The organism is Donghicola sp. XS_ASV15 (assembly GCF_041224595.1).
In the GTDB taxonomy this organism is placed as follows: Bacteria; Pseudomonadota; Alphaproteobacteria; order Rhodobacterales; family Rhodobacteraceae; genus Donghicola.
Map to the genome: position 1 here is coordinate 102,418 of NZ_JBGFGN010000151.1, position 24,163 is coordinate 126,580.

Annotated in this window: 22 protein-coding genes; 10 read left to right on the top strand and 12 right to left on the bottom strand. The window is 58.3% G+C overall.

What is annotated here, in order from left to right; genetic code table 11:
• Positions 1-6: 6 nt before the first annotated feature.
• Positions 7-312 carry an HNH endonuclease gene (locus tag AB9K37_RS13085; protein WP_369839476.1) on the top strand — a complete coding sequence of 102 codons (306 nt, stop codon included), beginning with the start codon at positions 7-9 and terminating at the stop codon, positions 310-312.
• Positions 313-385: 73 nt separating this feature from the next.
• Here AB9K37_RS13085 and AB9K37_RS13090 read toward each other — a convergent pair whose 3' ends face one another.
• Positions 386-1,303: a rhodanese-related sulfurtransferase gene (locus AB9K37_RS13090; RefSeq protein WP_369839479.1), complete on the bottom strand. Its 918-nt coding sequence runs from the start codon at positions 1,301-1,303 to the stop codon at positions 386-388.
• A gap of 100 nt (positions 1,304-1,403) precedes the next feature.
• On the opposite strand from AB9K37_RS13090, the gene pncA reads away from it, so the two are divergent.
• From pncA to pncB, 3 genes are all read left to right on the top strand, one after another.
• Positions 1,404-2,012 (top strand): bifunctional nicotinamidase/pyrazinamidase, encoded by a 609-nt coding sequence (gene pncA / locus AB9K37_RS13095; protein WP_369839482.1) that lies wholly within the window; start codon positions 1,404-1,406, stop codon positions 2,010-2,012.
• Between the two features lie 70 nt (positions 2,013-2,082).
• Positions 2,083-4,320, top strand: coding sequence for a response regulator (locus tag AB9K37_RS13100; protein WP_369839485.1), 2,238 nt, complete (start codon positions 2,083-2,085; stop codon positions 4,318-4,320).
• Positions 4,321-4,376: 56 nt separating this feature from the next.
• Positions 4,377-5,666, top strand: coding sequence for a nicotinate phosphoribosyltransferase (gene pncB / locus AB9K37_RS13105; protein WP_369839488.1), 1,290 nt, complete (start codon positions 4,377-4,379; stop codon positions 5,664-5,666).
• On the opposite strand, the gene AB9K37_RS13110 is transcribed toward pncB, so the two are convergent.
• From AB9K37_RS13110 to AB9K37_RS13140, 7 genes are all read right to left on the bottom strand, one after another.
• Positions 5,663-5,914, bottom strand: a complete 252-nt coding sequence (locus AB9K37_RS13110) for a hypothetical protein (protein ID WP_369839490.1) — start codon at positions 5,912-5,914, stop codon at positions 5,663-5,665. The two genes, pncB and AB9K37_RS13110, sit on opposite strands and share 4 nt — an antisense overlap.
• Positions 5,914-6,498 (bottom strand): helix-turn-helix domain-containing protein, encoded by a 585-nt coding sequence (locus tag AB9K37_RS13115; protein WP_369839493.1) that lies wholly within the window; start codon positions 6,496-6,498, stop codon positions 5,914-5,916. Before AB9K37_RS13115 ends, AB9K37_RS13110 begins: the two co-directional genes overlap by 1 nt.
• Before the next feature lie 504 nt (positions 6,499-7,002).
• On the bottom strand, positions 7,003-7,425 hold the full coding sequence (gene arfB, locus AB9K37_RS13120) for an alternative ribosome rescue aminoacyl-tRNA hydrolase ArfB (RefSeq protein ID WP_369839496.1): 423 nt from the start codon (positions 7,423-7,425) through the stop codon (positions 7,003-7,005).
• A 303-nt stretch (positions 7,426-7,728) separates the two neighbouring features.
• Positions 7,729-8,355: a queuosine precursor transporter gene (locus tag AB9K37_RS13125; RefSeq protein ID WP_369839498.1), complete on the bottom strand. Its 627-nt coding sequence runs from the start codon at positions 8,353-8,355 to the stop codon at positions 7,729-7,731.
• Positions 8,356-8,472: 117 nt separating this feature from the next.
• A complete protein-coding gene (gene mepA / locus AB9K37_RS13130; protein ID WP_369839500.1) occupies positions 8,473-9,414 on the bottom strand; it encodes a penicillin-insensitive murein endopeptidase in 942 nt (313 codons plus the stop codon).
• Positions 9,396-10,748 carry an MFS transporter gene (locus AB9K37_RS13135; protein WP_369839502.1) on the bottom strand — a complete coding sequence of 451 codons (1,353 nt, stop codon included), beginning with the start codon at positions 10,746-10,748 and terminating at the stop codon, positions 9,396-9,398. Before AB9K37_RS13135 ends, mepA begins: the two co-directional genes overlap by 19 nt.
• 56 nt (positions 10,749-10,804) lie before the next feature.
• Positions 10,805-11,341: a thioesterase family protein gene (locus tag AB9K37_RS13140; RefSeq protein ID WP_369839504.1), complete on the bottom strand. Its 537-nt coding sequence runs from the start codon at positions 11,339-11,341 to the stop codon at positions 10,805-10,807.
• 136 nt (positions 11,342-11,477) lie between these two features.
• Here AB9K37_RS13140 and AB9K37_RS13145 point away from each other — a divergent pair, with 136 nt between their 5' ends.
• From AB9K37_RS13145 to yaaA, 3 genes are all read left to right on the top strand, one after another.
• The gene (locus AB9K37_RS13145) at positions 11,478-11,765 is read left to right on the top strand and encodes a YggT family protein (protein ID WP_072709199.1); all 288 of its coding nucleotides are present in this window, start codon (positions 11,478-11,480) and stop codon (positions 11,763-11,765) included.
• Positions 11,766-11,849: 84 nt separating this feature from the next.
• Positions 11,850-13,889: a DNA helicase RecQ gene (recQ, locus tag AB9K37_RS13150; RefSeq protein WP_369839507.1), complete on the top strand. Its 2,040-nt coding sequence runs from the start codon at positions 11,850-11,852 to the stop codon at positions 13,887-13,889.
• Between the two features lie 28 nt (positions 13,890-13,917).
• Positions 13,918-14,673, top strand: coding sequence for a peroxide stress protein YaaA (yaaA, locus tag AB9K37_RS13155; RefSeq protein WP_369839509.1), 756 nt, complete (start codon positions 13,918-13,920; stop codon positions 14,671-14,673).
• Here the strand turns inward: yaaA and AB9K37_RS13160 are convergent.
• Positions 14,619-17,168: a response regulator gene (locus tag AB9K37_RS13160; protein WP_369839512.1), complete on the bottom strand. Its 2,550-nt coding sequence runs from the start codon at positions 17,166-17,168 to the stop codon at positions 14,619-14,621. The genes yaaA and AB9K37_RS13160 overlap by 55 nt on opposite strands.
• Positions 17,169-17,240: 72 nt before the next feature.
• Entirely contained in the window at positions 17,241-18,413 is a 1,173-nt protein-coding gene (locus AB9K37_RS13165; RefSeq protein WP_369839515.1) for an acetyl-CoA C-acyltransferase family protein, read from the bottom strand.
• A 128-nt stretch (positions 18,414-18,541) separates the two neighbouring features.
• Between AB9K37_RS13165 and AB9K37_RS13170 the strand changes: the two genes are divergently transcribed.
• The 3 genes from AB9K37_RS13170 (at position 18,542) to tdh (ending at position 21,463) form a co-directional block, all read left to right on the top strand.
• A complete protein-coding gene (locus AB9K37_RS13170; RefSeq protein ID WP_303961742.1) occupies positions 18,542-19,120 on the top strand; it encodes a helix-turn-helix domain-containing protein in 579 nt (192 codons plus the stop codon).
• 115 nt (positions 19,121-19,235) lie between these two features.
• Positions 19,236-20,423, top strand: a complete 1,188-nt coding sequence (locus AB9K37_RS13175; protein WP_369839518.1) for a glycine C-acetyltransferase — start codon at positions 19,236-19,238, stop codon at positions 20,421-20,423.
• Positions 20,424-20,437: 14 nt separating this feature from the next.
• Positions 20,438-21,463 (top strand): L-threonine 3-dehydrogenase, encoded by a 1,026-nt coding sequence (tdh, locus tag AB9K37_RS13180; RefSeq protein WP_369839618.1) that lies wholly within the window; start codon positions 20,438-20,440, stop codon positions 21,461-21,463.
• Between the two features lie 247 nt (positions 21,464-21,710).
• Here the strand turns inward: tdh and AB9K37_RS13185 are convergent, their stop codons facing one another.
• Positions 21,711-22,463: a metallophosphoesterase gene (locus tag AB9K37_RS13185; RefSeq protein WP_369839521.1), complete on the bottom strand. Its 753-nt coding sequence runs from the start codon at positions 22,461-22,463 to the stop codon at positions 21,711-21,713.
• A gap of 70 nt (positions 22,464-22,533) precedes the next feature.
• The gene (gene serA, locus AB9K37_RS13190; RefSeq protein WP_369839524.1) at positions 22,534-24,129 is read right to left on the bottom strand and encodes a phosphoglycerate dehydrogenase; all 1,596 of its coding nucleotides are present in this window, start codon (positions 24,127-24,129) and stop codon (positions 22,534-22,536) included.
• Positions 24,130-24,163: the final 34 nt, after the last annotated feature.

Genomic DNA, 24,163 nt, shown 5'->3' on the forward strand with positions numbered 1-24,163 from the left:
GCCCCGATGACACAAGAGCACCCCGATCCGATCTGCCCCCTTTGCGACCGCCCGATCCCACCGGACGTCCCCCAAAGCTTGCACCACCTGATCCCGCGCCTGCGCGGCGGCAAAGGTGGCCCGACTATCCTGATCCACCACATCTGCCACAAAGAAATCCACGCCGCGATCAGCGAAACAGAGCTCGCGCGCCACTACAACACGCCCGAATCCCTGCGCGGTCATCCGCAGCTGGCCAAATTCTTTGCATGGGTCGCCAAGCGCCCACCCGACTTCATCTCGAAATCCAAGGGCGGCCGCCGCAAACGCTAATCTCTTTCTTGGGTAAAATACCCCGGGGGTGAATTGGCCAACGGCCAAGAGGGGGCAGCGCCCCCCCCCTGCATCACTCGTCCAGTGACAACGTCCCCAAATGGGTCTCGCCCCGCTCGCGGGCCAGTGCCATCTGCTTCTGCCGCTCGCGGAACCGCGCCTTGTCCGCGTCAGACGTCTCGTCCGCGCACTGATGACAGCTCACACCCGCCTCATATTCAGGACGGTCCTTGTCCTCTGGTAGGATGGGGCGGCGACAGGCGTGGCACAACTCGTGCGGCCCTTCCTTCAACCCGTGGCCCACAGACACCCGCCCGTCGAACACAAAGCATTCACCTTCCCACGTGCTCTCTTCTTCGGGCATCTCTTCGAGGTACCGCAGAATGCCGCCCTTTAGGTGGTACACCTCGGGCACACCCTGCTGCAGCAGGAAGTTCGTAGACTTCTCGCAGCGGATGCCGCCAGTGCAGAACATCGCGACGCGTTTGTTGTGAAAGCGGTCCTTGTTCTCTTCCCACCACTTGGGGAATTCGCGGAAGGACTTGGTCATCGGATCGACCGCGCCCTCGAACGTGCCGATCGCCACCTCGTAATCATTGCGGGTGTCGATGGTCACCACATCGGGGCTGCGGATCAGCTCGTTCCATTCCTCGGGCTCCACGTAGTTGCCCACATGGGCCGTGGGGTCCACGTCGGGCTGGCCCATGGTTACGATCTCTTTCTTCAACCGCACCTTCATGCGGGGAAAGGGCGCCTTTTCTGCGGTTGCCTCTTTCCACTCCAGCCCCGCGCACCCGGGCAGGCTACGGATATGGGCCAGCACGGCGTCCAGACCATCACGCGGACCGGCGATGGTGCCATTGATCCCCTCTCGCGCAAGCAAGAGCGAGCCTTTGACATCCCCCGCATCACAGACAGCCTTCAAGGGTTCCTGAAGCGCGGCAGGATCGTCGAAACGGGTGAATTGGTAGAGAGCAGCAATATAATACATGGCCGATGCAATTATTCTCCTCTTTCATACGTATCAAGAGGCATGATTGACGACACGCCCTGTGCGACCTAGCCTAAAAGGTCAAAGAGATGGAAAAAATATGCTGAACGAAGACACCGCTCTGATTGTCATTGATGTTCAGAACGACTTCTGCACCGGAGGCGCCTTGGCCGTCCCCGACGGCGAGGCCGTCGTGCCCCTGATCAATGCCATGCTGCCAGACTACGGCGTGCGCGTCTTTACCCAAGACTGGCATCCATCGGATCACAGCTCTTTCGCCAGTCAGCATAGCGGCAAGCAGCCCTTTGAGACCGTCAGCATGGATTACGGGACCCAAGTCCTGTGGCCCGACCATTGTGTGCAGGGCACCCATGGCGCTGCGTTTCATGCCGACCTTCTCACGGATCCTGCCGATCTCATCATCCGCAAGGGTTTCAGGAAAAGCATCGACAGCTACTCGGCGTTTTTCGAAAATGACCAACAGACCCCAACTGGCCTAATGGGGTATCTTCGCACGCGGAATGTGCAAAAGGTCACGTTAGCCGGACTCGCAACAGACTTCTGCGTGGCGTATTCCGCGCTAGATGCTGCCCGGCTGGGGTTCGAGGTGACAGTCGATTTGCGTGCCTGCCGCGCGATCGATCTGGATGGCTCTTTGACAAGCGCTCTGTCTGACTTGGCGCAAAACTCTGTTCGGGTTGTGACCTAAAGGATCGATGTTCACAGCTTTTTAACAAGCTGCTTTGTTTGTCAGGTCCGGAACGTGAAAGACCAGATGCATGAGTGACGCAACCGCGCCGCAACCCTTTAACAAAGAGATACCAACCGACGAAGAAGGAAAGTTCCGTGGCTATGCCAAAGCCCGGGCGGACTTTTTGCATGTCCGGTTGGTGGTCGCGGCATGTGGCGCGCTGATCATCTACATCCCGCATTCGTGGCACTTTGCACTCATCACGGTCATTGCCGTCTGCCTTGCCGAAGCGCTGGACACGATCTCTTTGAACCAGTCGATCAAGCGTCTGAACAGCGGTGCACCCCTGCGCCCCGAGCTAAGATTCAGCCTGTACACCGCAGCGTTCCAAGCCCTTCTGTTCTCGGGAGTCGTGATTGGCGGGGCGATCCTACAGCCGCGCGTCACAATCGACATGTTCCTGATCTGCTACCTTTTCGCAGCAGTGATGAATGCAGGAATGCTGCTCTACTTCAATTCTGCCGCAACTTACCTGCGCCTGTTAATCTACGGCATAACGATGATCCTGATCATCTCGATGCGGTGGATGTATTTTGCCGGTGCCCCTGTGCTGGCCTACGAGACCGCCGCCACCTTGCTGTTGGCATATATCGCCTTTCGCGTGATCGACTTCGTCGAGAATAACTTCCGCGAACAAGAGCAGGACAAGGTCAACGCTCTCTCCCGTCAGAAATCAATGAAAACCCAGTTGGAGGTCTACGCCAACAAAGAAAGGCATCTGCTCCAGTTGGCTGCTGTGGCCAAGCACGCAAATGACTCGGTCATTGTGTTCGACAAGACCGGCCGGATTACATGGGTGAACGACGCATTCACCGAAATCACGGAATACCCGCGGGACGAAGCCATCGGCCGCCGCGCCGGTACGATCCTGAACGGCCCGATGACCTCGCCGGAAACCGTGGCCAAGATCGAGCACGCAGCGGCGACCCACAGCCCCCTGCGGATCGAAATCCAGTACTACACCAAATCCGGTGATCCGATTTGGGTTGAAACGAACCTCGTGCCTCTGCCCAGCAGTCCGGAAATGGATGGCGGTATGATCGCAATCGAGCGGAACATCACCAACTCCAAACTTCGCCAGAGCGAACTCGCCAACGCCATGCGCAACGCAGAACGGAGCGAGCGCGCCAAAAGCGAATTCCTCGCCACCACCAGCCACGAAATTCGCACACCGATGAATAGCATCGTGGGCCTGACCGATCTGCTGTCAGAACATGATCTCGACCCAGCGGCACGCGAATACGTGGTGGCCCTGCAAGACAGCGCACAGTCCCTTGTCCGGATCGTGAATGACATTCTGGACCTGTCGAAACTCGAAGCAGGTAAACTGAAAATCACGCCTTCCGTCTTCGAACCCGGCCACTTCTTCAACAAGCTCGACAACCTGATGCGCCCCCGAGCCGAGGCCAAGGGCCTGTCGCTCAGCATCGATCTCCCCGACGACCTTCCGCTCCTTTATGCGGACGAAGGGCGCATTCGTCAGATTCTGGTGAACCTGATCGACAATGCGATCAAGTTCACCCGTAGCGGCGGTGTCACTGTCGCGGTCCAAGGCGCCCGGATCGCCAACACCTGCCGCTTCTCGGTGGATGTGACCGACAGTGGTATCGGCATCTCGGAGTCTGGGATGCGCAGGCTCTTTGGCTATTACGCGCAGGCCGAGGATACGACCTCTCAGAAATATGGGGGCACGGGCCTTGGCCTTGCCATTTCGCGCCATTTGGCCCGCGAAATGGGCGGCGATCTGACTGCCGTGTCGCACGAGGGTCAAGGATCGTGCTTCTCGCTCTTCCTGCCCATTGCCTGCACCGACCAATCCCTCGAAGGTATCGAAGAAGTCACCCAGATCCCCGAAGCACCAACGGCCAACCTCGCGGAACGCACCATCCTCGTGGCCGAGGACAACGCCACCAACCGCATGTTGATGAGCAAATTCCTCGAAAAATGCGGCGCAGAGATTGTATTCGCCGAAGATGGCCAACAGGCCGTAGACCTCTTCTGTGCCAAGCAACCCGACCTTATCCTCATGGACATGCAGATGCCGATCTTTGACGGGGTCGAAGCCACAAGCCGTATCCGCGCACTGGACGCCCCCCAGCCCTATATCGTGGCCCTCACCGCGAACGCCCAAAAGGACGATCGCGACCGGTGCCTCAAATCTGGCATGGACGACTTCCTGACCAAGCCCGTGCGCAAGGTCGAACTGCTCGACACCATCTACAAGGTTCTGGCCGACCGGCCCATGATGGAAAAACCACTTTCATAACAAGGCGCGCCTAGCGTACACCTGTCCTGTTACCGCGACCGCAAGGGATCCGTACCATGGACATCGCCACCCGCGTCTATAACCACAAGTGGAAGATCGACCCCATCGTCCGGTCCCTGATCGACACGGATTTCTACAAACTGCTGATGTGCCAATCGGTGTTCCGCAACAAACCGGACACCCGCGTCGCCTTTAGCCTGATCAACCGCAGCAAAACCGTCCGCCTCGCCGAACTGATCGACGAAGGCGAGCTGCGCGAGCAACTGGACCACATCCGCAGCCTATCGCTATCCCGCGGCGAATCCACATGGCTGCGCGGCAACACCTTCTACGGCAAACGTCAGATGTTCCGCCCCGACTTCATGGAGTGGTTCGAAAACCTGCGCCTGCCCCCCTATCACCTCGAGAAAATCGACGGCCAGTACGAGCTGACCTTCGAAGGGTCGTGGCCCGAGGTCATGCTCTGGGAAATCCCCGCCCTCGCCGTGCTGATGGAGCTACGCGGCCGCGCCGTCCTCAACGAAATGGGCCGCTTTGAACTTCAGGTCCTCTATGCCCGCGCCATGACCCAGATGTGGGAAAAGGTGCAGCGCCTGCGCACCATCGACGGCCTGAAAATCGCGGACTTCGGCACACGCCGCCGTCATTCTTTCCTCTGGCAGGACTGGTGCGTCCAAGCCATGATGGAAGGGCTGGGGGACAAATTCACCGGCACGTCCAACTGCCTCATCGCCATGAAACGCGAGGTCGAGGCGATCGGCACCAACGCCCACGAACTGCCCATGGTCTACGCCGCGCTGGCCGAAACCGACGCCGAACTGGCAGAGGCCCCCTATCAGGTGCTGGCCGACTGGCACGAGGAGCATTCGGGCAACCTGCGCATCATCCTGCCCGACACCTACGGCACCGACGGCTTCCTGAAGCGTGCGCCCGACTGGCTGGCGGGCTGGACGGGCATCCGCATCGACAGCGGCGATCCGGCCTCTGGCGCCGAAACCGCCATCTGCTGGTGGCAAGACAGGGGCGAGGACCCCACGCAGAAACTGGTCATCTTCTCGGACGGGCTGGACGTGGACCAGATTGAATCCCTCTCCGCCCAATTCGCCGGCCGCGTCCGCGTCAGCTTTGGCTGGGGCACCCTCCTGACCAACGATTTCCGAGGGCTCGCCCCGAACGACGCCCTCGCCCCGTTCTCATTGGTGTGCAAAGCCGTCAGCGCCAACGGCCGCCCGACGGTCAAACTCTCGGACAACCCCGAAAAAGCGATGGGCCCCAAGGACGAAATCGAGCGCTACAAGCGCGTGTTCGGGGTTGGGGAGCAGGAGAGAAGAGAAGTTGTGGTCTAAAGTAAATATGAAGTTATAAGAAAAAGCGAACCGAAAAATAATAAAGTACTATCCACGCTACTAAAGTCAGAACGCCTTTCGTGCGTAGCCTCTTTTATGTTTCCATATAAGATCTTTAAGCTATCATTTTCCGGCAGACCTCGACCCAAACGCTTCAATTTATAACGAATAAACTGATCTCTAATCGCAGGAAGCGCAAAGAAAATGCCTGCCAACACTCCAAAAAAATCAGAGCAAGTAAAGTCCATCAGACTTCTTTCTCAAAAAAATCGACCTCTACTCCCTCGCTAGAAATCGATTGGATTTCCACCAAAATCTTAGCCAACTCAGCCTCCAGTAGTTCGACTTTCTCTTGAGTTTTCTCACCAATTTCGACGGTTAAGGCTTGCATTCTTTCAATCCGAGCTTGATGGAACGCACTAAGTTTCAGAAGGTTTACCCTTTGAACACCAGAAACGGTATCTGTGATGTTACTCACCGAGAAAGATTCCTCCTGAATCTCTGGAGAACTAACCGCAGCTTCCAATGAAATTTTTAAGTTATAACCAAGTGCGTTCGCATAGCGAAACAGAGATAATATGCCTATGTCTCCGGCACCACTTTCCATTTTACTCACGCCGGATGCAGAGACGCTAATTAGCGAACCTACTTCTTGTTGAGACATATTACGAAGTTCGCGAATCTTTTTTAACGCTTGGCGAATCTCTCGAGAACCCTTCTCAAAATCCTCAAACTTCCGCAATTCGACTTCGACATTCGGGTTCTCTTCAACCAATGCTTTTTCCAATTGGTCGAGAAACTCCATTCCTTCCGTTTTAGTATTCATCTTCATTGGTCTGCCTCCGGATCACACAAGGATCCAACTAGTTCGCGCGCGGTATTCCTATAAGTCTCCAGATCCTCTTTTGTTCCTGGATCGATCAGTGAAATCGGCGCGATTGATGTGAGAGCTTTTCGTCTCGTGTTGTATATACATATTGCGGCAACACAGCCTTCGTAAGCGATGCATCTCCAAGGCGGGCACACGATCAAGTTGTGCTCCCCGTCCACTGACACCAAGAACGTAGAATTGGCCTCGACATCTATGGCGGCGCTTTTCAACCGCTGGAACAGCAACGCAGCAGCCGCTGGATCTCTGTGCGCGAGTCCTAAGAGTCCGCTGGCAAAGCCTTCTTTCCACAGATCGATCAACCTTCTTGAGTTTGAATTCAATGTTACCCTCCATAAATGGCAAAAAATGAGCTATAAGTCAACACGATTTAAAACACGTAGTGACGCTAACATTTTGTTTTTTTATGACTTTATGGTTATAAAAATATCCGAATGGGTATAAAGTTCAAAGATCTTTATCAATGTTTCCCCTAAGCGCCTTAACCTCCCCCCGCTGCTTCTTCGCGTCCAGACGGCGGCGGACAGAGCCTTTGGTGGGCTTGGTGGGGATGCGGCGTTTGGGGACTTCCAGAGATTTCAGGATCAGCTCCACCAGCCGTTCGCGGGCGATCTCGCGGTTGCGGGCCTGACTGCGGGTGTCCTCGACCCGCAGGATCAGCGCCCCGTCCAAGGTCCAGCGGCGCCCAGCCAGCTTCTTCAAACGTCGTTTCACAGAGTCGGTCAGGGCGGGGCTGCGCTCGGCCTCGAAACGCAGTTCGACCGCCGTTGACACCTTGTTCACATTCTGGCCGCCGGGGCCGGAGCTGCGGGTGAACTGCTCGGTCAGTTCCCAGTCCTGAATTGTGATCTTGTCGTTTACACGCAGCACGGGTGCCCTCCGAACGTCATGACGTTTGCCATACGCAAACCATACGTGGGCCAGACGTGCAATTTGACAATGAAAAAGGGCCGCCGTGAAGCACTACGGTGGCCCTTCCGAAAGTTGCAGGAGGCGGGCGGTTAGGCCGACGCCAATCCGGTGAGTTTAGCGCCCAAGGGCTGCCCTAGACGAAAAACCCTCCGATTGTCCCGACACCTCGCTCCAATACCTTTCTCGACACTGGACCACCTCCTTTCAATATGTTGCTCCTATAGAAAAAGGTGGCACAGTTTCTTGTGATGTCAAAAAGAATTATTGGGTAGTCGCGTTCAACTTTCCGGTAATGATGCGAAACGGAACGAGAGCGATCAAAGCGACAGCAATTTTGACCATCCAGTCAGCCACCGCGAGCGTGACCCACAGAGGCTGGTCCGGCCCAACCGTCATAAAAGGCATAGAATCCAACGCCCAAGCGGTCGCTGCGTCCGAATCTGCCCCAAAACTGATCTGCGCCGAAAACGCGACAGTGAAAAACAGGGCCGTGTCGATCACAGAGCCCACAACGGTCGACGCCAGCGGCGCTTTCCACCAAACACCCCTGCGCAAACGGTCGAACACCGCAATGTCCAGAAGTTGAGCGGTCAGGAACGCAAAGCCTGATGCAACGCCAATCCGCAGGGGCACAGCGGGACCGAACTCTAGCATAACCTGGCTGCCAATCAGCGAGCATATGATGCCCGTGACAAAGCCAACCAGCACGACTTTGCGCGCCTCGGCGGCACCGTAGATGCGGTTCATCAGGTCGGTCACCAGAAACGCGATGGGATAGGTAAACGCGCCCCAGGTCAGCAGACCATCAAGGATCAGGAATTGAACGAGGATGTTCGAGGCAACCACAACGGCTGCCATGGCGATCACGCCAGGAAGGATACGGGTCATGATGTCGGTCCGTTTTTTGTCGAAGGTGACGGCAACTCGCGCCCACACAGGGGCGAACGGACCGCGCATAAGGGGAATCGCCCCCTTATGGCAAGCTCTCCTTTGGTTAACGGATGGTTAACGTGGCGAGAGAATAGCCGCGCATTGTCCTGGCAAGTCAGCAACGCGGATGGTGCGTTTAGGCTTGGGCTTGGGTGCGTTCGGGTTCGGCGGCGGCGGATTTAGGATGTTGTTCACCCATTGCTGCGCATCGGCGCAACCATCCCCAGCGGGCGGCGGGTCTTGGTTGATACACCCGGCCAGGCCAGCAGGACACGAGAGCCGCACATGGAAATGGTAGTGATGGCCCCACCACGGACGCACTTTGCGCAGCCAGGATTTGTTGCCCTTTTCCGCGTTGCACATGGCGACCTTTGCACCGGGAAACACAAAGATGCGTGCGGTACGCGGGTCCTTGGCAGCGGCCTTGATGACCTCCATGTGCTGGGGGGTCCAATTGCTATTGGTGTAAGCACCTGCAGAGCGGCGCATGGAGATTGACGAAATACTCTCGCGCTCCGCCACGCTCAGGTTGAGTCGTTTAGGCGGCAGCATCCAGATGTCTGCGTCCAACCCCATCTGATGGCTGGCATGTCCCGACAGCATGGGACCACCACGGGGTTGGCTCATGTCGCCGACATAAATGCCTTCCCATCCCGGCAAAGCCGCAGCTTTCCGGCTTAGGTCCTGAACAAAGTCCACCAACTCGGGGTGCCCCCAGTTCCGATTTCGCGACAGGCGCATCGCCTGCCATGTCGGACCGGTTTCGGCCAATTGCTCTGCGCCTGAGACGCAACCTTTGGCATAAGACCCGAACGCCGCAGGGGGCTGCGAAGATCCTCTCTTCTCGGCTCCAAACGCAAATTTGGCTACCTGATTCAGGTCCACCCCTTCGGCTGGTGTTTCGGAAAAGGCGATAGGTTGCGCGCGCACTGACGCAGAGGGGGCCGGATCATTTTCCGCCCCACCACACGCGCCAAGGGTCAGTGCAAACAGGGTGATTACGAGGCGTTTGACCATGATGCTGGATCTCCGTCTTTCTCAACGAAGCCTATCAGGAAGAGACCCGCGATAAAAAGAACAATCAGCGGCGTGACTCCGATTTGCTGACTTCCCGTCATGAGAGTAGCCGCCGCGATCAACATCGGCGCGAGGAAACTGGTCGCCTTACCCGCCAGGGCATAAAGCCCAAACGCCTCGGTCATCCGCGCAGGGTTCGCCTGCCTAGCCAGCATCGTACGGCTCGCAGACTGCAATACGCCGCCCGCGGCACCGATCAGCACCCCGACAAACATGAAGGCCTTGTCCGGTAGGGTGGAGCCTTCGGGCACAGGCACAAGCATCACAGAACTCCGAGAGATCGTGACCGTCAACACCGAGGCCACGAGCAGCACGATGATCGACATGATGATCACGGGTTTGGGGCCAAACCGCACGTCAAGCCGCCCCCCGAACCATGCAAAGATTGCCCCGGATATAATCGCCAGCAAGCCAAAGACACCGGTTTGCTGAACGCTCCAATCCAGCACCCCCGCCGCATAGATACCGCCAAAAACATACATCCCGTTCAAAGCGTCACGATACAACATCGAAGACGCCAGATAAGCTGCAAGAGACGGATGCTTGGGCAGGCCCCGCAAAGTCCGTCCCAGATCCTTGAGCGCCGCGGAAATCGCACCATTCGGCGCGCGGACAGGCTTTGGGTCGCGGACAAAGGCAAAGAACGGAATCATGAAGACCGCGTACCAGATGGCCGTCAGCGGCCCGACAAAGCGGGTGCCTTCGCGGGTGTTTGCATCCAGCCCGAACGCCGGATCTAGGCCCAAAAAGGTTTTGCCCGTGATCGCATTATCCGCAAACAGCGCCAGCACGATCACCAAAGCGATCAACCCGCCAACATAGCCAAAGGCCCAACCGTTGCCGGAAATACGGCCCACATCGTCCCGCTCACCAAGGTCAGGCAGCATTGAGTTAGTAAAGATCGTTGCAAATTCCATCCCGATCATGCCGACCGCGAAACTGGTCATCACAAAGACCAAATTGAAACTTTCTGGATTGGCAAACCAGAGGCCCGACGCGCCCAAAACGTACATGACCGAGAATACCCAGATCCATGTTCGCCGATTCCCCGAGGTGTCCGCCATCGCCCCCAGCACGGGCGCAAGAACGGCAATTACGATGCCAGCGAGCCCGACGCCAAAGCCCCAAGCCGTCTGGGCCTGAGCGCCGTCATTAAGCAGTTCTTTCATGTATGGCGCGAAAATGAACGTCACCAGGAGGGTGGCATACGGCTGGCTGGCCCAGTCAAAAAAGTACCATCCCCATATGCGCTTACGCACATTCTCAGTTGCCATCTGACCCATCCATTCTTGTTGCCTTGACAGAACAGAATTGGGGCGCGCAGTGCAAGCTATTCTTGCATAGGTGGCCAAGGCCGAACGGCCTCTGCGCTGATCCACGCAGCAACCCAATCGGGGATTGGCGGGCTTTCAGAGGGCACATTCATCGCCGCACAGACACGTTCAGGCGCGACGATGCCGTTTCGATCCGTCACAGCCGTGCGGTACAACACGTGGCTCGCGCATTCGCCGTTCGTCTTCCACATGCTTTGCTCGATGTAGATAAACTTGTCATCCCAACACAGGCCGCGACTGCGGATCGTAAACTTGTCGAACATACGGACGCGGCGGCGCCAGCGGACCGTCACTCCGGCCATCGTCATCAGCCAGCCCTCTTTGCGCAGCGCTTTCCACAGCGGGGTGCGCATCGCCAAGGGAATGCGGGCCAGATCATAGAGCGACAAGGACCGACCGTTGTTCAGTTCCATCCAGATATCGATGTCCCAAGGCCAACAGATGTGCTGCGTTTCCATCGTCTCGGTCAAACCGATGGGCGGCTGTTTACGCTGTTTTAGGACACCGTAGGCTAGACGAATGAATGGGTACATGGGGCTCTCCGTTCCGCATTGCAGCATGACGCGTGCAATTGTCGGGTCAACGCGCAACGTTGCGTCACGCGGCACCCTTGCCCTCGGGCGTTCGGTCGCCTACCTATTTTGCGATGAAATTTGACAGGATGCGCCGATGACTTCGCTTTACCAGATCCTCATGCTGATCCTCGACGTGGTGTGGTTCATCATGATCGCCCATATCATCATGAGCTGGCTGATCAGCTTTCAGGTTCTGAACCTGTACCAGCCTTTGGTGCGTCAGATCTGGGACGGCCTGAATCGTTTGCTCGAGCCGATTTATGGGCCGATCCGCAGCATCCTGCCTGCAACGCCAGGCTTGGACCTTGCGCCGCTGGTCGCGTTCATCATCCTGATCGCGATCCGGATCATCTTGCAGAACAACGTCGGGCTGTTCCTCTAAATCTGGGGGCTGCGGCCCCTTGCCTGCCGAGTCTTGGTGTTGGACAGTCGCGCCCACCTCGAGCAGTATCCCAGAAGACACCCCATGCAGCACGCACATGATCTGTTGCGGCAGGTATTCGGATTCGATGCCTTTCGCCCCGGACAGCAAGATATCGTCGAAGCCGTAACAGGCGGCCAGAATGTGCTGGCCATCATGCCCACTGGTGGCGGCAAATCCCTGTGCTTTCAGCTGCCGGCTTTGGTACGCGATGGCGTCACGGTGGTGATTTCCCCTCTGATCGCCCTCATGCGCGATCAGGTACGAGGGTTGCGCGAAGCAGGTGTTGGTGCAGGTGCCCTGACATCCGGCAACACCGCCGAGGAAAACGATGCTGTGATGGAGGCTCTGCACCGCGGCGAAATCAAGCTGCTGTATATGGCGCCCGAACGCCTTGCCTCAATGGGGACAGAGCGTCTGTTGCGCAACGTTGGCACCAGCTTGATTGCGGTGGACGAGGCGCACTGCGTCAGCCAATGGGGCCACGATTTCCGCCCCGACTACCTACGGATCGGTGAGTTGCGACAGGCTCTGGACGTGCCCTTGGCCGCCTTTACCGCCACAGCCGATGCCGAAACCCGTGACGAAATCGTCCAAAAGCTGTTCGCCGGTGTCCAACCCACCTCTTTCCTCCGCGGCTTTGACAGACCCAACATCCATCTGGCCTTTGCTGCCAAAGACAGCCCGCGCAACCAAATCCTGTCCTATGCCGCCGCACGACGGGGCCGCTCTGGTATCGTCTATTGCGGGACACGCGCGAAAACCGAAGGGCTCGCCAAGGCCCTGCGCGACGAAGGACATCTGGCCTGCCACTATCACGGCGGGATGGAAGCCGACGACCGCCGCGATGTGGAACGCCGCTTCCAGCAAGAAGACGGTCTGATCGTCGTCGCCACTGTCGCCTTCGGCATGGGGATCGACAAACCGGACATCCGCTGGGTTGCCCACGCAGACCTGCCCAAGTCCATCGAAGCCTACTATCAGGAAATTGGCCGCGCTGGCCGTGACGGCGCCCCAGCCGAGACATTAACCCTGTTCGGTCCTGACGACATCCGCCTGCGCCGCAATCAGATCGACGAAGGGCTCGCACCACCTGAACGCCGCGCTGCCGACCATGCCCGCCTGAATTCGCTGCTCGGACTGGCCGAAGCTGTCACGTGCCGCCGCCAGTCCCTGCTGTCCTATTTCGGCGAGGACAGTGGACCTTGCAGTAATTGCGATCTGTGTGACCAGCCGCCAGAGACCTTTGATGGCACCGAAGCCGTGCGCAAAGCCCTGTCCGCGATCCTACGCACGGGCGAATATTTTGGTTCGGGCCATCTGATCGACATTCTGACCGGCAACGCGACAGAAAAAGTCCGCGATCGCGGGCACGACGGCCTACCGACCTTTGGCGTGGGCAAGGAATTCGACCGTCGCGGCTGGCAGGCTGTGTTTCGCCAGATGATGGGCCATGATCTGGTGCGGCCCGATCCTGAACGCCACGGTGCCCTGCGCATGACCGATCCAGCGATCCCGATCCTCAAGGGTGAGCAATCCATCACACTTCGCCGCGACACAATATCTGTCACGTCACGCAGACCCGCCATCAAGATGATGGTGTCCGAAGAAGACATGCCTCTACTGTCCGCGCTCAAGGCCAAACGCCGCGCATTGGCCGAAGCCGCAAGCGTGCCCGCTTATGTCATCTTCAACGACAAGACCCTGATCGAGATGGCAGAGCGCCGTCCATCGAACCTTGACCAGATGGCGCGCATCTCTGGCGTTGGGGCGAAAAAGCTGGAACGCTATGGGACAGATTTCCTCGAAGTCATCAACGGCGAGGCGGCAGCCTTGCACCCCAGCCGACGGAAATTGGCAGGCCGTAGCGCTGCGAACCTCTACGACGCATTGCTAGAGGCGCAGGCCGATCTGCTACGGGGATCAGACGGATTGGACAAACCGCTGAGTTGCTCTGCCTCGCAGCTTGCCAAAATCGCGGAACTCCGCCCTCGGGACAATCAAACACTGGTTCGACTGCTCGGGGATCGCCGTGCCGAAAGATTTGGCGAAGCATTTCTGGACGTCCTACGGGAGGCGGGCTAAATCCGAGCGAAAGACTAAGGAGACAGAGATGCTGGCCGTTCTATCCCCCGCTAAAAAGATGGACATGGAGCCCCGCGACGGCGCCACAACCACGCCCGATTTCTGGGACAGTGCCGTAGAACTGGCAGGCGTAGCCCGCGATCTGACCGCCGCCGATCTGTCCAAGCTGATGCACATCAGCGACAACCTCGGGAAATTGAACGAAGAGCGTTTTGCCAATTTCGGCGAACAAGGGCGCAAGGCCGCCGTCTATGCCTTTGCCGGTGACACCTATCAGGGTCTAGAAGCCAAAACTCTAGACGATGACGCCATGCGGTGGGCCGACGACCATCTGCGGATTTTATCCGGACTTTACGGGGTATTGCGTCCGCGCGACGCGATCGAACCCTACCGCCTAGAGATGGGCAGCCGCCTGAAAAACCCGCGCGGCAAGAACCTGTATGAATACTGGGGCCCACGCCTGTCTGAAGCGTTGAATGCTCAGGCGGAAGCTGCCGAAACAGATGTTCTGGTGAATTGTGCCAGCCAAGAATACTTTGGCGCTGTTGACCAAAAGGCTTTGAACCTGCGCATCATCACGCCCGTTTTCATGGAAGAAAAAAACGGAACGCCCAAGATCGTCAGCTTCTATGCCAAAAAGGCGCGTGGCTCGATGGCACGCTATATGATGGAAAACCGTCTGACCGATCCAGCCGCGCTGCGCGACTTTGACGTCGGTGGATATGTCTATCAGCCCGACTTGAGCGAAGACGACAAGCCGGTATTCGTGCGCCCCGCCTCCTGAAGCGTTTCTCTGCGCTGGTCGATCTGCTCCAGAACCTCTGCCTTGCGCAGGGGTTTTGTCAGATAGTGATCGGCCCCTGCTGCGATCATTTTCTCCCGATCTTCGGGCAGCGCATGGGCGGTCATCGCGATCACAGGGGTCCGCGGCCAACCCTGCGCCTCTTCCTCATGGCGGATTATCCGTGTCGCCTCCATCCCGTCCATGCCGGGCATCGAGATATCCATAAAGATCAGATCAGGCCGAATTTTCGGGAACAGATCGACCGCCTCGGCACCATTGTCGGCAAACGTCAGCTCGATTCCCGCCGCTTTGACCATCTTGGAAAAGACGAGTTGGTTGGTTTTATTGTCCTCGGCAGCAAGGACGCGCAGAACCATCTGCTCGGTCGGCACCGGTGGCTCAGGCACGACGGCAGGCGCGGGGGCGGTCTCGGCGATGTCTTGCAAGGTAGCATACAGGAATTCACGGGGGATCGGCTTCTGCAGGATGCGCTTGAACAGGTGCTTTGAAGGATCGTTCGCCGCCGCCCCAGGGTTTGATGACAAGAGGACCATGGGCAACCGGATGCCCGTATCCTCTAGGGCCTGCGCGAGCTCCAGCCCGTCCATCCCCGGCATTCGGTGATCGGTCAGCAGGATATCAAACTCCTGATCCGCCTGAATCGTGGCGAGTGCGGCCGGCCCGTCCGCAACGGCGGTAACCTCTACTCCCATCAGCGAAAGCTGCTTTTCCAGAATGCACCGGTGTCCTTGTTCGTCGTCCGCGACCAAAGCTCTGCGAATGCGCTCACCAATCGCAGGCGGCGCGGGCAGTTCCCCGTTTTCGGGCAGAGGCAGGCGGAAGCCAAAACATGTTCCCTTGTCAGGTTCGGATTCGCACCAAAGCTCGCCTTGCATCATGTCGATCAAGCGGCGCGTAATGGCCAACCCAAGGCCTGTGCCTTCGAATTTGCGGTTCCTGTCATCCTCGACCTGATTGAACTCGCCAAAAATGTGCTCGATCATTTCGGGCAGAATGCCGATGCCGGTGTCTTCGATCAGGACGTGGATGTTGGATTTCTTGTCGTCTTTGTGGCCAGTGACGCGTACCCGCACGTGACCCGTTTCCGTAAACTTCACAGCATTCCCGATCAAGTTCGTGAGAATCTGCCGGATACGGCCGGGATCGCCAACGAACTGGGTCGGCATAAACAGATCATAATCCAAGAGCAGCGCCAGCCCCTTTTCCCGCGCTTTGGGTTGCAAGAGCATCAGGATCTCGTGGATGCAGCGCTCCAGATCAAAGGTGACAGCGTGCAGAGCCATCTTGCCCGCTTCGATCTTGGAGTAATCCAGAACGTCGTTAATGATGACAAGCAGTGCCTCGGCGGAATTGCGGATCGTATCCACATACAGTCTCTGTTCGTCATCGAGCTGCGTGTCACCAAGCAGGTCCGCCATTCCCATGACACCGTTCATCGGCGTGCGGATTTCGTGACTCATGTTCGCCAAGAAGCTGGATTTCGCCCGAGAGGCTGCCTCGGCTCGGACTTTGGCATCCTTGAGTTCGGCTTGGTTTTTCTTGGTTTGGGTAATGTCCACGCGCAGACCCACACGGCCACCATCCGGCGTTTGATGCTCCAGGATGCGCAGCCAACGCCCGTCGCTCATCTGCTGCTCGCGCTCGGCACCCGTCCGGTGATGCGACAGCCGCGCCTCCAGCCACTCTTTCTCGTGTCCCAGAGCCTCGGCGTATTGTCCGCGATCCAATCCAAAACGCAAAATCTCTTCGAACGAGGCACCGGGCACCAACGCTGGCGCCGTGTCCGCATAATATTGCCTGAACGTGTCGTTACAGGTGATCAGGCGGTCATCTTGGTCGTACAGGATAAAGCCGTCCGGAACCGAATGCACAGCAGCCCAAAGCCGCATCAGATCCGTCACGTCGACCCCAAGGGTCACCATACCACCTTGGGGCGTCCGTTGATCCACCAGCTTGATGAACTGGCCATTCCAGAGACGGAGAACCTCTGGCTCGGTCGCTTGGGATTGCCATCTTTGGATCATCCTCTGACACCAATCCATGGGCGTCTCACCCTGCAAATCCACAGTGCCCTCGAACGCAAGCGCATGGATGATACCGGTGTAGCTGACCCCTTCTTGGATCTCGGCCAGTCCGTCAAAAATCTGCAAATAGGCACGATTGGCAAGGATCAGCCGCGCGTTTTCATCAAACAGCGCAAAGCCGTCCTGCACTGCTTCGATCGCTTGCCACAGACGCATTTCTGCGACCTCGGCCTTGGTCATCGCGACACCTAGGTCGACCAGAACACGGCTGTGGTCTTTGCGGATCGTCTCGACTTCATTGCGGGTTTCGGCAAGGTCGGCGGACAAGGCCTCGGCATGACGCCCCAACTTGCGATTGGCCGCACTCAACTCTTCCTGCTTCATCTCGAGCAAGCGTTCCGCCGCCAGTCGCGCGCGTCGTTCCTGAGCCAGTCTGGAGGCCAGATCCATGAGCCGATTCCCTGTTCCGAATAGGGGCAACCTGACGGAACAGGGTGAATAGGCTCTTAAATTGCGGTGACTTTAGCGTTCAATCGCCAGCGCAATGCCCTGCCCGCCGCCGATACACATGGTGATCAGGGTGCGCTTGCCGCCAATCCGCTCGAGTTCGTACATCGCTTTGACGGTGATAATCGCGCCAGTTGCGCCAACCGGATGACCCAACGCTATCGCGCCCCCGTTCGGATTCACCTTGGCCGGATCAAGTGCCAGTTCGCGGTTCACAGCGATGGCTTGCGCGGCAAAGGCCTCGTTCGACTCGATGACGTCGAAATCATCGACAGTCAGTCCGGTTTTCGCCAACAAGGCTTGCACGGCAGGGACAGGGCCAATGCCCATCACCTCAGGGCGTACACCTGCGTGGGCATAGCCGATGATGCGCGCCCGAGGCGTCAGGCCCGCGGCAGTTGCTGCCTCTTCTCGCGCCAGAACCAAGGACGCCGCGCCATCATTCAAACCACTCGCATTGCCTGCGGTGACAGAGCCATCCTTGCGGAAGGCGGGGCGCAGTCCGGCCAGCGTTTCCAATGTGGTCGCCTTAGGGTGCTCATCGGTGTCAAAGGGGACCAACTCGCGCTTGCGCTTCACCTCGACCGGCACGATTTGATCTGCGAAATAACCCGCTTCGATTGCGGCGGCTGTGCGGCGTTGGCTTTCGACCGCAAAGGCGTCCTGATCTTCGCGGCTCACGCTATGCTCACTTGCCACGTTTTCAGCGGTGATCCCCATGTGCCCCGTGCCAAAAGGACAGTTGAGCGCCCCCAGCATCATGTCCTGCGCCTGCATATCCCCCATTTTGGTGCCCCAGCGCGCGCCGGGCACGATGTAGGGCGAACGGCTCATACTCTCGGCACCGCCCGCCAGCGCATAGTCTGCATCCCCCAGCATCAGCGATTGCGCCGCAGAGATAATGGCCTGCACACCCGATCCGCAGAGCCGGTTCACGTTCATCGCGGGCACGCTGTCGGGAATACCCGCATCCATCGCAGCGACGCGCGACAGGTACATGTCGCGCGGCTCGGTGTTGATGATGTGGCCATAGGCGACGTGACCGATCTGCTCCGGCGCGACGCCAGCCCGCTCCATCGCCGCTTTGGCCGTGATTGTCCCCAAAGCCGCTGGCTCGATCCCCGCCAAGCTGCCGCCGAACGTGCCAATCGCGGTGCGTGCGCCGCCTAGAATTACGATACCTGTCATGGGTGCTCCCTCCCCCTGTGATTGCAGGTAGGTTAACCCTGCAAAGAGCAGCATGTCATAAAAACGTGGGGTCATATTTCGCGGCAGGATCGCTTGACTTGGCGCCCGCGCAGGGGCTTAGTTCCGCTATGACGGATGAAGCCTCCACCCCCGATACCGAAGTCCTCTCCCTTCTGCCCACCCGCCTGCGCGCTGCGCGTCGGGACAAGGGGCTGTCGCTGGATGCGGTCGCCAAACTGTCAGGCGTATCGCGTAGCATGGTCAGCCAGATCGAGCGCGGGGAATCCAGTCCCACCATTGCGACCCTGTGGAACCTGACGCGCGCGTTGCAGGTGGATTTCGCAGGGCTGCTGGAAGGCGTGGATGAGCCAGCTGGCATCGAAGTGCTACGTAACGCGAACGTCCCGCTGATCGCCAACGCGGGCCAAGGATGTTCGATTCGCATTCTGTCCCCACCCGAGGAAGTCGGCCGCCACGAAGTCTACGACATCCGGTTTCAGGACAGCGGGATTCTGGACAGTGCCCCGCATAAACGCGGAGCGCGGGAACATTTGACCGTCATTAGTGGTAATGTTCGTATCAAGGCGGGCGACAAGGTCGAGATGCTCGGACCCGGAGACACGGCCCGTTACCCGGTCGACCAGCCCCACACGATCAGCGCCGAGGCTGGCCCTGCACAGGTGTTTCTGGTGGTTCAGGATGCCTAATTCCGTCGTGCAGTCGCGAATTTCTGATATCACGGAAATTTTCCCTTAAAGCAGATTTCCGGTATTTTGGAATTCCGTCCGTCATGCTACCTTTGTGGAAACACGGAGGTGATTCATGACGACCGCATTTCTGAACCAGATCACAGAAACCCTGCACGAGATCGAAAAAGACGGTCTGTATAAACGGGAGCGGATGATCACTTCGCCCCAGTCCGGTTGGGTGTCTGTGGGCGATCGCAAAGTGCTGAACCTGTGTGCGAACAACTATCTGGGGCTTGCGGACCACCCCGACCTGATCGCCGCCGCCAAGGGCGCGATGGATGATCACGGGTACGGCATGGCCTCGGTCCGGTTCATCTGCGGCACGCAGGACCTGCACCGAGAACTGGAGCATCGGCTGGCAGACTTTCTTGGCAAGGACGACGCGATCCTGTTCACCGCCTGTTTCGACGCGAACGGCGCGCTGTTCGAACCTCTGTTGGGCCCCGAGGACGCCATAATCTCGGACGCGCTGAACCATGCGTCGATCATCGACGGCATTCGGCTGTGCAAGGCGCAGCGCTACCGCTACGCCAATTCCGACATGGCGGATTTAGAGGCCAAACTGATCGAGGCTAAAGAGGCCGGTGCGCGTCACATCATGATCGCCACTGACGGCGTCTTCAGCATGGACGGCTATTTGGCCAAGCTGTCCGAGATCACGCATCTGGCTGCCCAATACGGCGCGGTGGTCATGGTGGACGACTGCCACTCGACCGGCTTTATGGGCCCAAAGGGCGAAGGCACCGCATCGCACCAAGGGGTCGACGTCGATATTCTGACCGGCACCTTGGGCAAGGCTTTAGGCGGCGCTTTGGGCGGCTACATTGCAGGCCCCCAGCCTGTGATCGACCTGCTGCGCCAGCGCGCGCGGCCCTATCTGTTCTCGAACGCGCTACCGCCGTCTGTCGTGGCTGCGGGGATCAAGGCGCTGGACCTTGTGGAACAGGGCGACAACCTGCGGGCTCAACTGTTCGAGAATGCCAAATACTGGCGGGCGGGGCTGACCGATCTGGGTTTTGACCTGTTGCCCGGCGAACACCCCATCATCCCCGTCATGCTCGGCGAGGCGCAAAAGGCCCAAGACATGGCGAACGCCCTGTTCGAAGAGGGTGTCTACGTATCCGGCTTCTTCTTCCCCGTAGTGCCCAAGGGCCAAGCCCGCATCCGCACCCAGATGAACGCCGCCCTGACCCGCGATGATCTGGATTTCGGCCTGAGTGCTTTCGCCAATGCGGGCCGCAAGATCGGAGTGATCGCATGACCCGCCCCAACACCATGAGCGCGCTGGTTAAGGCGCAGCCTGCTGTTGGCCTCTGGCAGGAACAGCGCCCTGTTCCCGAGATTGGTCCCGATGACGTGCTGATCCGCGTCAAGAAAACCGGCATCTGCGGCACCGACATCCATATCTGGAACTGGGACGCGTGGGCGCAGAAAACCGTTCCTGTCCCCCTGATCACGGGCCACGAGTTCGCTGGCGAGATCGTCGATATGGGCCGCAATGTCGAAGGGCTATCGATCGGCCAACGTTGTAGCGGCGAAGGGCACCTGATCGGCAAAACCAGTCGCCAAAGCCGCGCGGGACGTTTTCACCTCGACCCTGAAACGCGGGGGATCGGGGTGAATGAACAAGGTGCCTTTGCCGAATACCTACGCCTGCCCGCTTTCAACGTGGTGCCCCTGCCCGACGAGATTAGCGATGACATCGGGGCGATCCTCGATCCCTTGGGCAATGCTGTGCACACGGCGCTGAGTTTCGATCTGTTGGGCGAGGACGTGTTGATCACCGGCGCGGGCCCCATCGGGATCATGGCTGCCGCGGTCGCCCGCCATGCCGGTGCGCGCCATGTGGTAATCACGGATATAAACCCCGACCGTCTAGCGTTAGCCGGTCAGGTCGCTGACATCACGCCAGTGAACGTCGCCGCAGAAGATCTGCAAAGCGTGATCGCACGGCTCGGGATGAAGCAAGGATTTGACGTCGGCCTAGAGATGTCCGGCAACCAGCAAGCCCTCGACCAGATGGTAGAAGCACTGGTGATGGGCGGGCGGATTGCCTTGCTCGGCATCCCGCCGGGCAAGAGCCCGGTGGCTTGGTCTCGAATCGTTTTCAAGGCGATCACAATCAAAGGCGTCTATGGCCGAGAAATTTTCGAGACGTGGTACAAGATGATTGCGATGCTGCAAAACGGGCTCGACGTGAGCCGCGTCATCACACACCGGTTTGCGAAAGATGACTACATTCAGGCCTTTGAGATCATGCGATCAGGCAAGTCCGGAAAAATTGTTTTGGACTGGACATAAGGCCCCTCGAAATCCGCAATCTCGCGCGTGCAGCATGCGATATTTTTAGGTCGGAACCTTTGGAGTAGTGTGAAGTTATCAGACTGAGTGACTGATTTTCAGACTGCTCTGCCGACAGCCTGACCCGCAATTTGCGCGGCACGGTGGCAATTCCCGCGATTGCGGGCTGCATCGCCCCAACGATGCCATGTAGTTAAAGACCTTTGAAATCAAAGGGGGAGAGTTGCGAAGCCTCTCCCCCTTTCTTTTACTCGACCGTCACACAAGGCCGCACAGGCACGCGCCCCTCTTCGGTCAATTGCCAGATGTCTCGCCCCTCGACCACGACGACCGAAATCGGTCCGCCATACGCGGCGCCTGTGTCAACATCGATACGGTTCCCGAAATGCGTGATCCGATCCAAGTGCGTGTGGCCATGCAGAATTAGGGGACCAAAGCTGTCTTTGTGCTCGTGAAACGGGCCACGAATCCACACCAAGTCGTCCTGCTCCTGTTGTTCAAGCGGCACCCCGGGGCGCACTCCGGCGTGGCAAAAGAAGACCTCGTCAGTCGGGTAGTATTCTCGCAAGCCGGCGATGAAGTCCAAATGCTCAGTAGGCACTTTTGCGCGGCCTTCGGCGTGGATTTCGTGGATCGGGCGGTCTTCGGACACATCGACACCATAGGACGCCAGCGTTTTGCGCCCCCCGATATTGATATCTTGCATCAGCCAATGCAGATCGTGGCGCAAAGGGTCAGGTTGCTCGACCGGTTGCAGAAAGTGCCACATCATGCGGTCGTGATTGCCCAAGAGATTGATCCAAGGTTTTCCCTCTGCCTCCCCGGCCATCAGGTAATCCAACACGCCGCGCACATTTGGTCCGCGGTCGGCGTAGTCCCCCAGATGGATCACTGGCGCGCTCGTATCTCCGATCCGCTCGCGGTCCAACTCAATCAAGCGGTGCACGCCTTGCAGTTTGTCCAGATGACCGTGGATATCGCCAATCGCGTAGCAGCGCATGAAACCTCCGAAATGAAAAAGCCTGCCGCATTTCTGCGGCAGGCCGATCTCTAGCACACCTAAATGGCGATTACTTGACGTCGAATTGAAGCGGCTTGACCTGCTTGAATTTTCCGGTGCCTTTCAGCGCGCTGACAACAGTCTCGTCGATCGGTGCATCGACATAGAGCAGAGCGATTGCTTCGTCGCCCGATGCCTTACGGCCAAGGGTAAAGTTCGCGATGTTGACGCCGTTCTCACCCAGAACACCACCCAGAGTACCGATGATACCCGGTACGTCGTCGTTGGTGGTGTAGAGCATGTGCTCGCCGATCTCGGCGTCGATGTTGATGCCTTTGATCTGGATGAAGCGGGGCTTGCCGTCGCTGAAGACGGTGCCTGCGATCGAACGCTCACGTTTCTCGGTGACAACGGTCACTTTGATGTAGCCTTCGAATGCGCCCGACTTGTCCTGCGTGGTGGTCGAGATTTTCACACCGCGCTCTTTGGCGATGACCGGTGCGGAAACCATGTTCACGTCAGGGTTAGTCGCCTGCATGATGCCAGCCACAACAGCCGAGGTCAGCGCGTCTGTGTTCATGTCAGCCGACACACCGTCGTACAGAACGTTGATCGCGGTGATCGCTTCGTCGGTCATCTGGCCGATGAACGCACCTTCGTGACCAGCCAGTTCGATCCAGGGGCCCATGACCTTGGCTTCTTCGGCAGTGATCGAGGGCATGTTCAGCGCGTTTTCAACAGCGCCGGTCAGAAGGTAGTTCGACATCTGCTCGGCGACCTGAAGGGCGACGTTTTCCTGTGCTTCGGTGGTCGATGCGCCCAGGTGAGGGGTGCAGACTACGTTGGGCAAGTTGAACAGAACGTTCTCTTTTGCGGGCTCTTCCGCGAACACGTCGAACGCCGCGCCAGCCACGTGGCCGGACTTCAGCAGTTCTGCCAGAGCCCCTTCGTCAACCAGACCGCCGCGGGCACAGTTGATGATGCGAACGCCCTTCTTGGTCTTCGCAAGGTTCTCTTTGGACAGGATATTGCGGGTGCCGTCGGTCAGAGGAACGTGCAGAGTGATGAAGTCAGCGCGCTTCAGCAGGTCTTCCAGTTCCACTTTCTCGACCTGCATCTTTTCGGCTTTTTCTTCCGACAGGTAGGGGTCGAATGCGATGACCTTCATCTTCAGGCCGCGGGCACGGTCGCACACGATGCCACCGATGTTGCCTGCGCCGATGACGCCAAGGGTCTTGCCGGTCAGCTCAACGCCCATGAACTTGGACTTTTCCCACTTGCCCGCGTGGGTCGATTCCGACGCTTCGGGAATCTGGCGGGCAACAGCGAACATCATAGCGATGGCGTGCTCGGCAGTGGTGATCATGTTGCCGAAGGGTGTGTTCATGACGATCACACCTTTTTTCGACGAGGCTTCTTTGTCGACGTTGTCAGTGCCGATGCCTGCGCGGCCAACGACCTTCAGGTTGGTGGCATGCTCGAGCAGCGAAGGCGTGACTTTGGTCGCCGAACGAATGGCCAGACCGTCATACTCGCCGATGACTTCGGCCAGCTTTTCTTTGTCCTTGCCCAGTTCGGGCATGAAGTCGACGTCGATGCCGCGATCGCGGAAGATCTGGACGGCGGTTTCGGACAGCTTGTCGGATACGAGAACTTTGGGAGCCATTTTGATGGTCCTTTGATCTGAGAATTCTATGAGG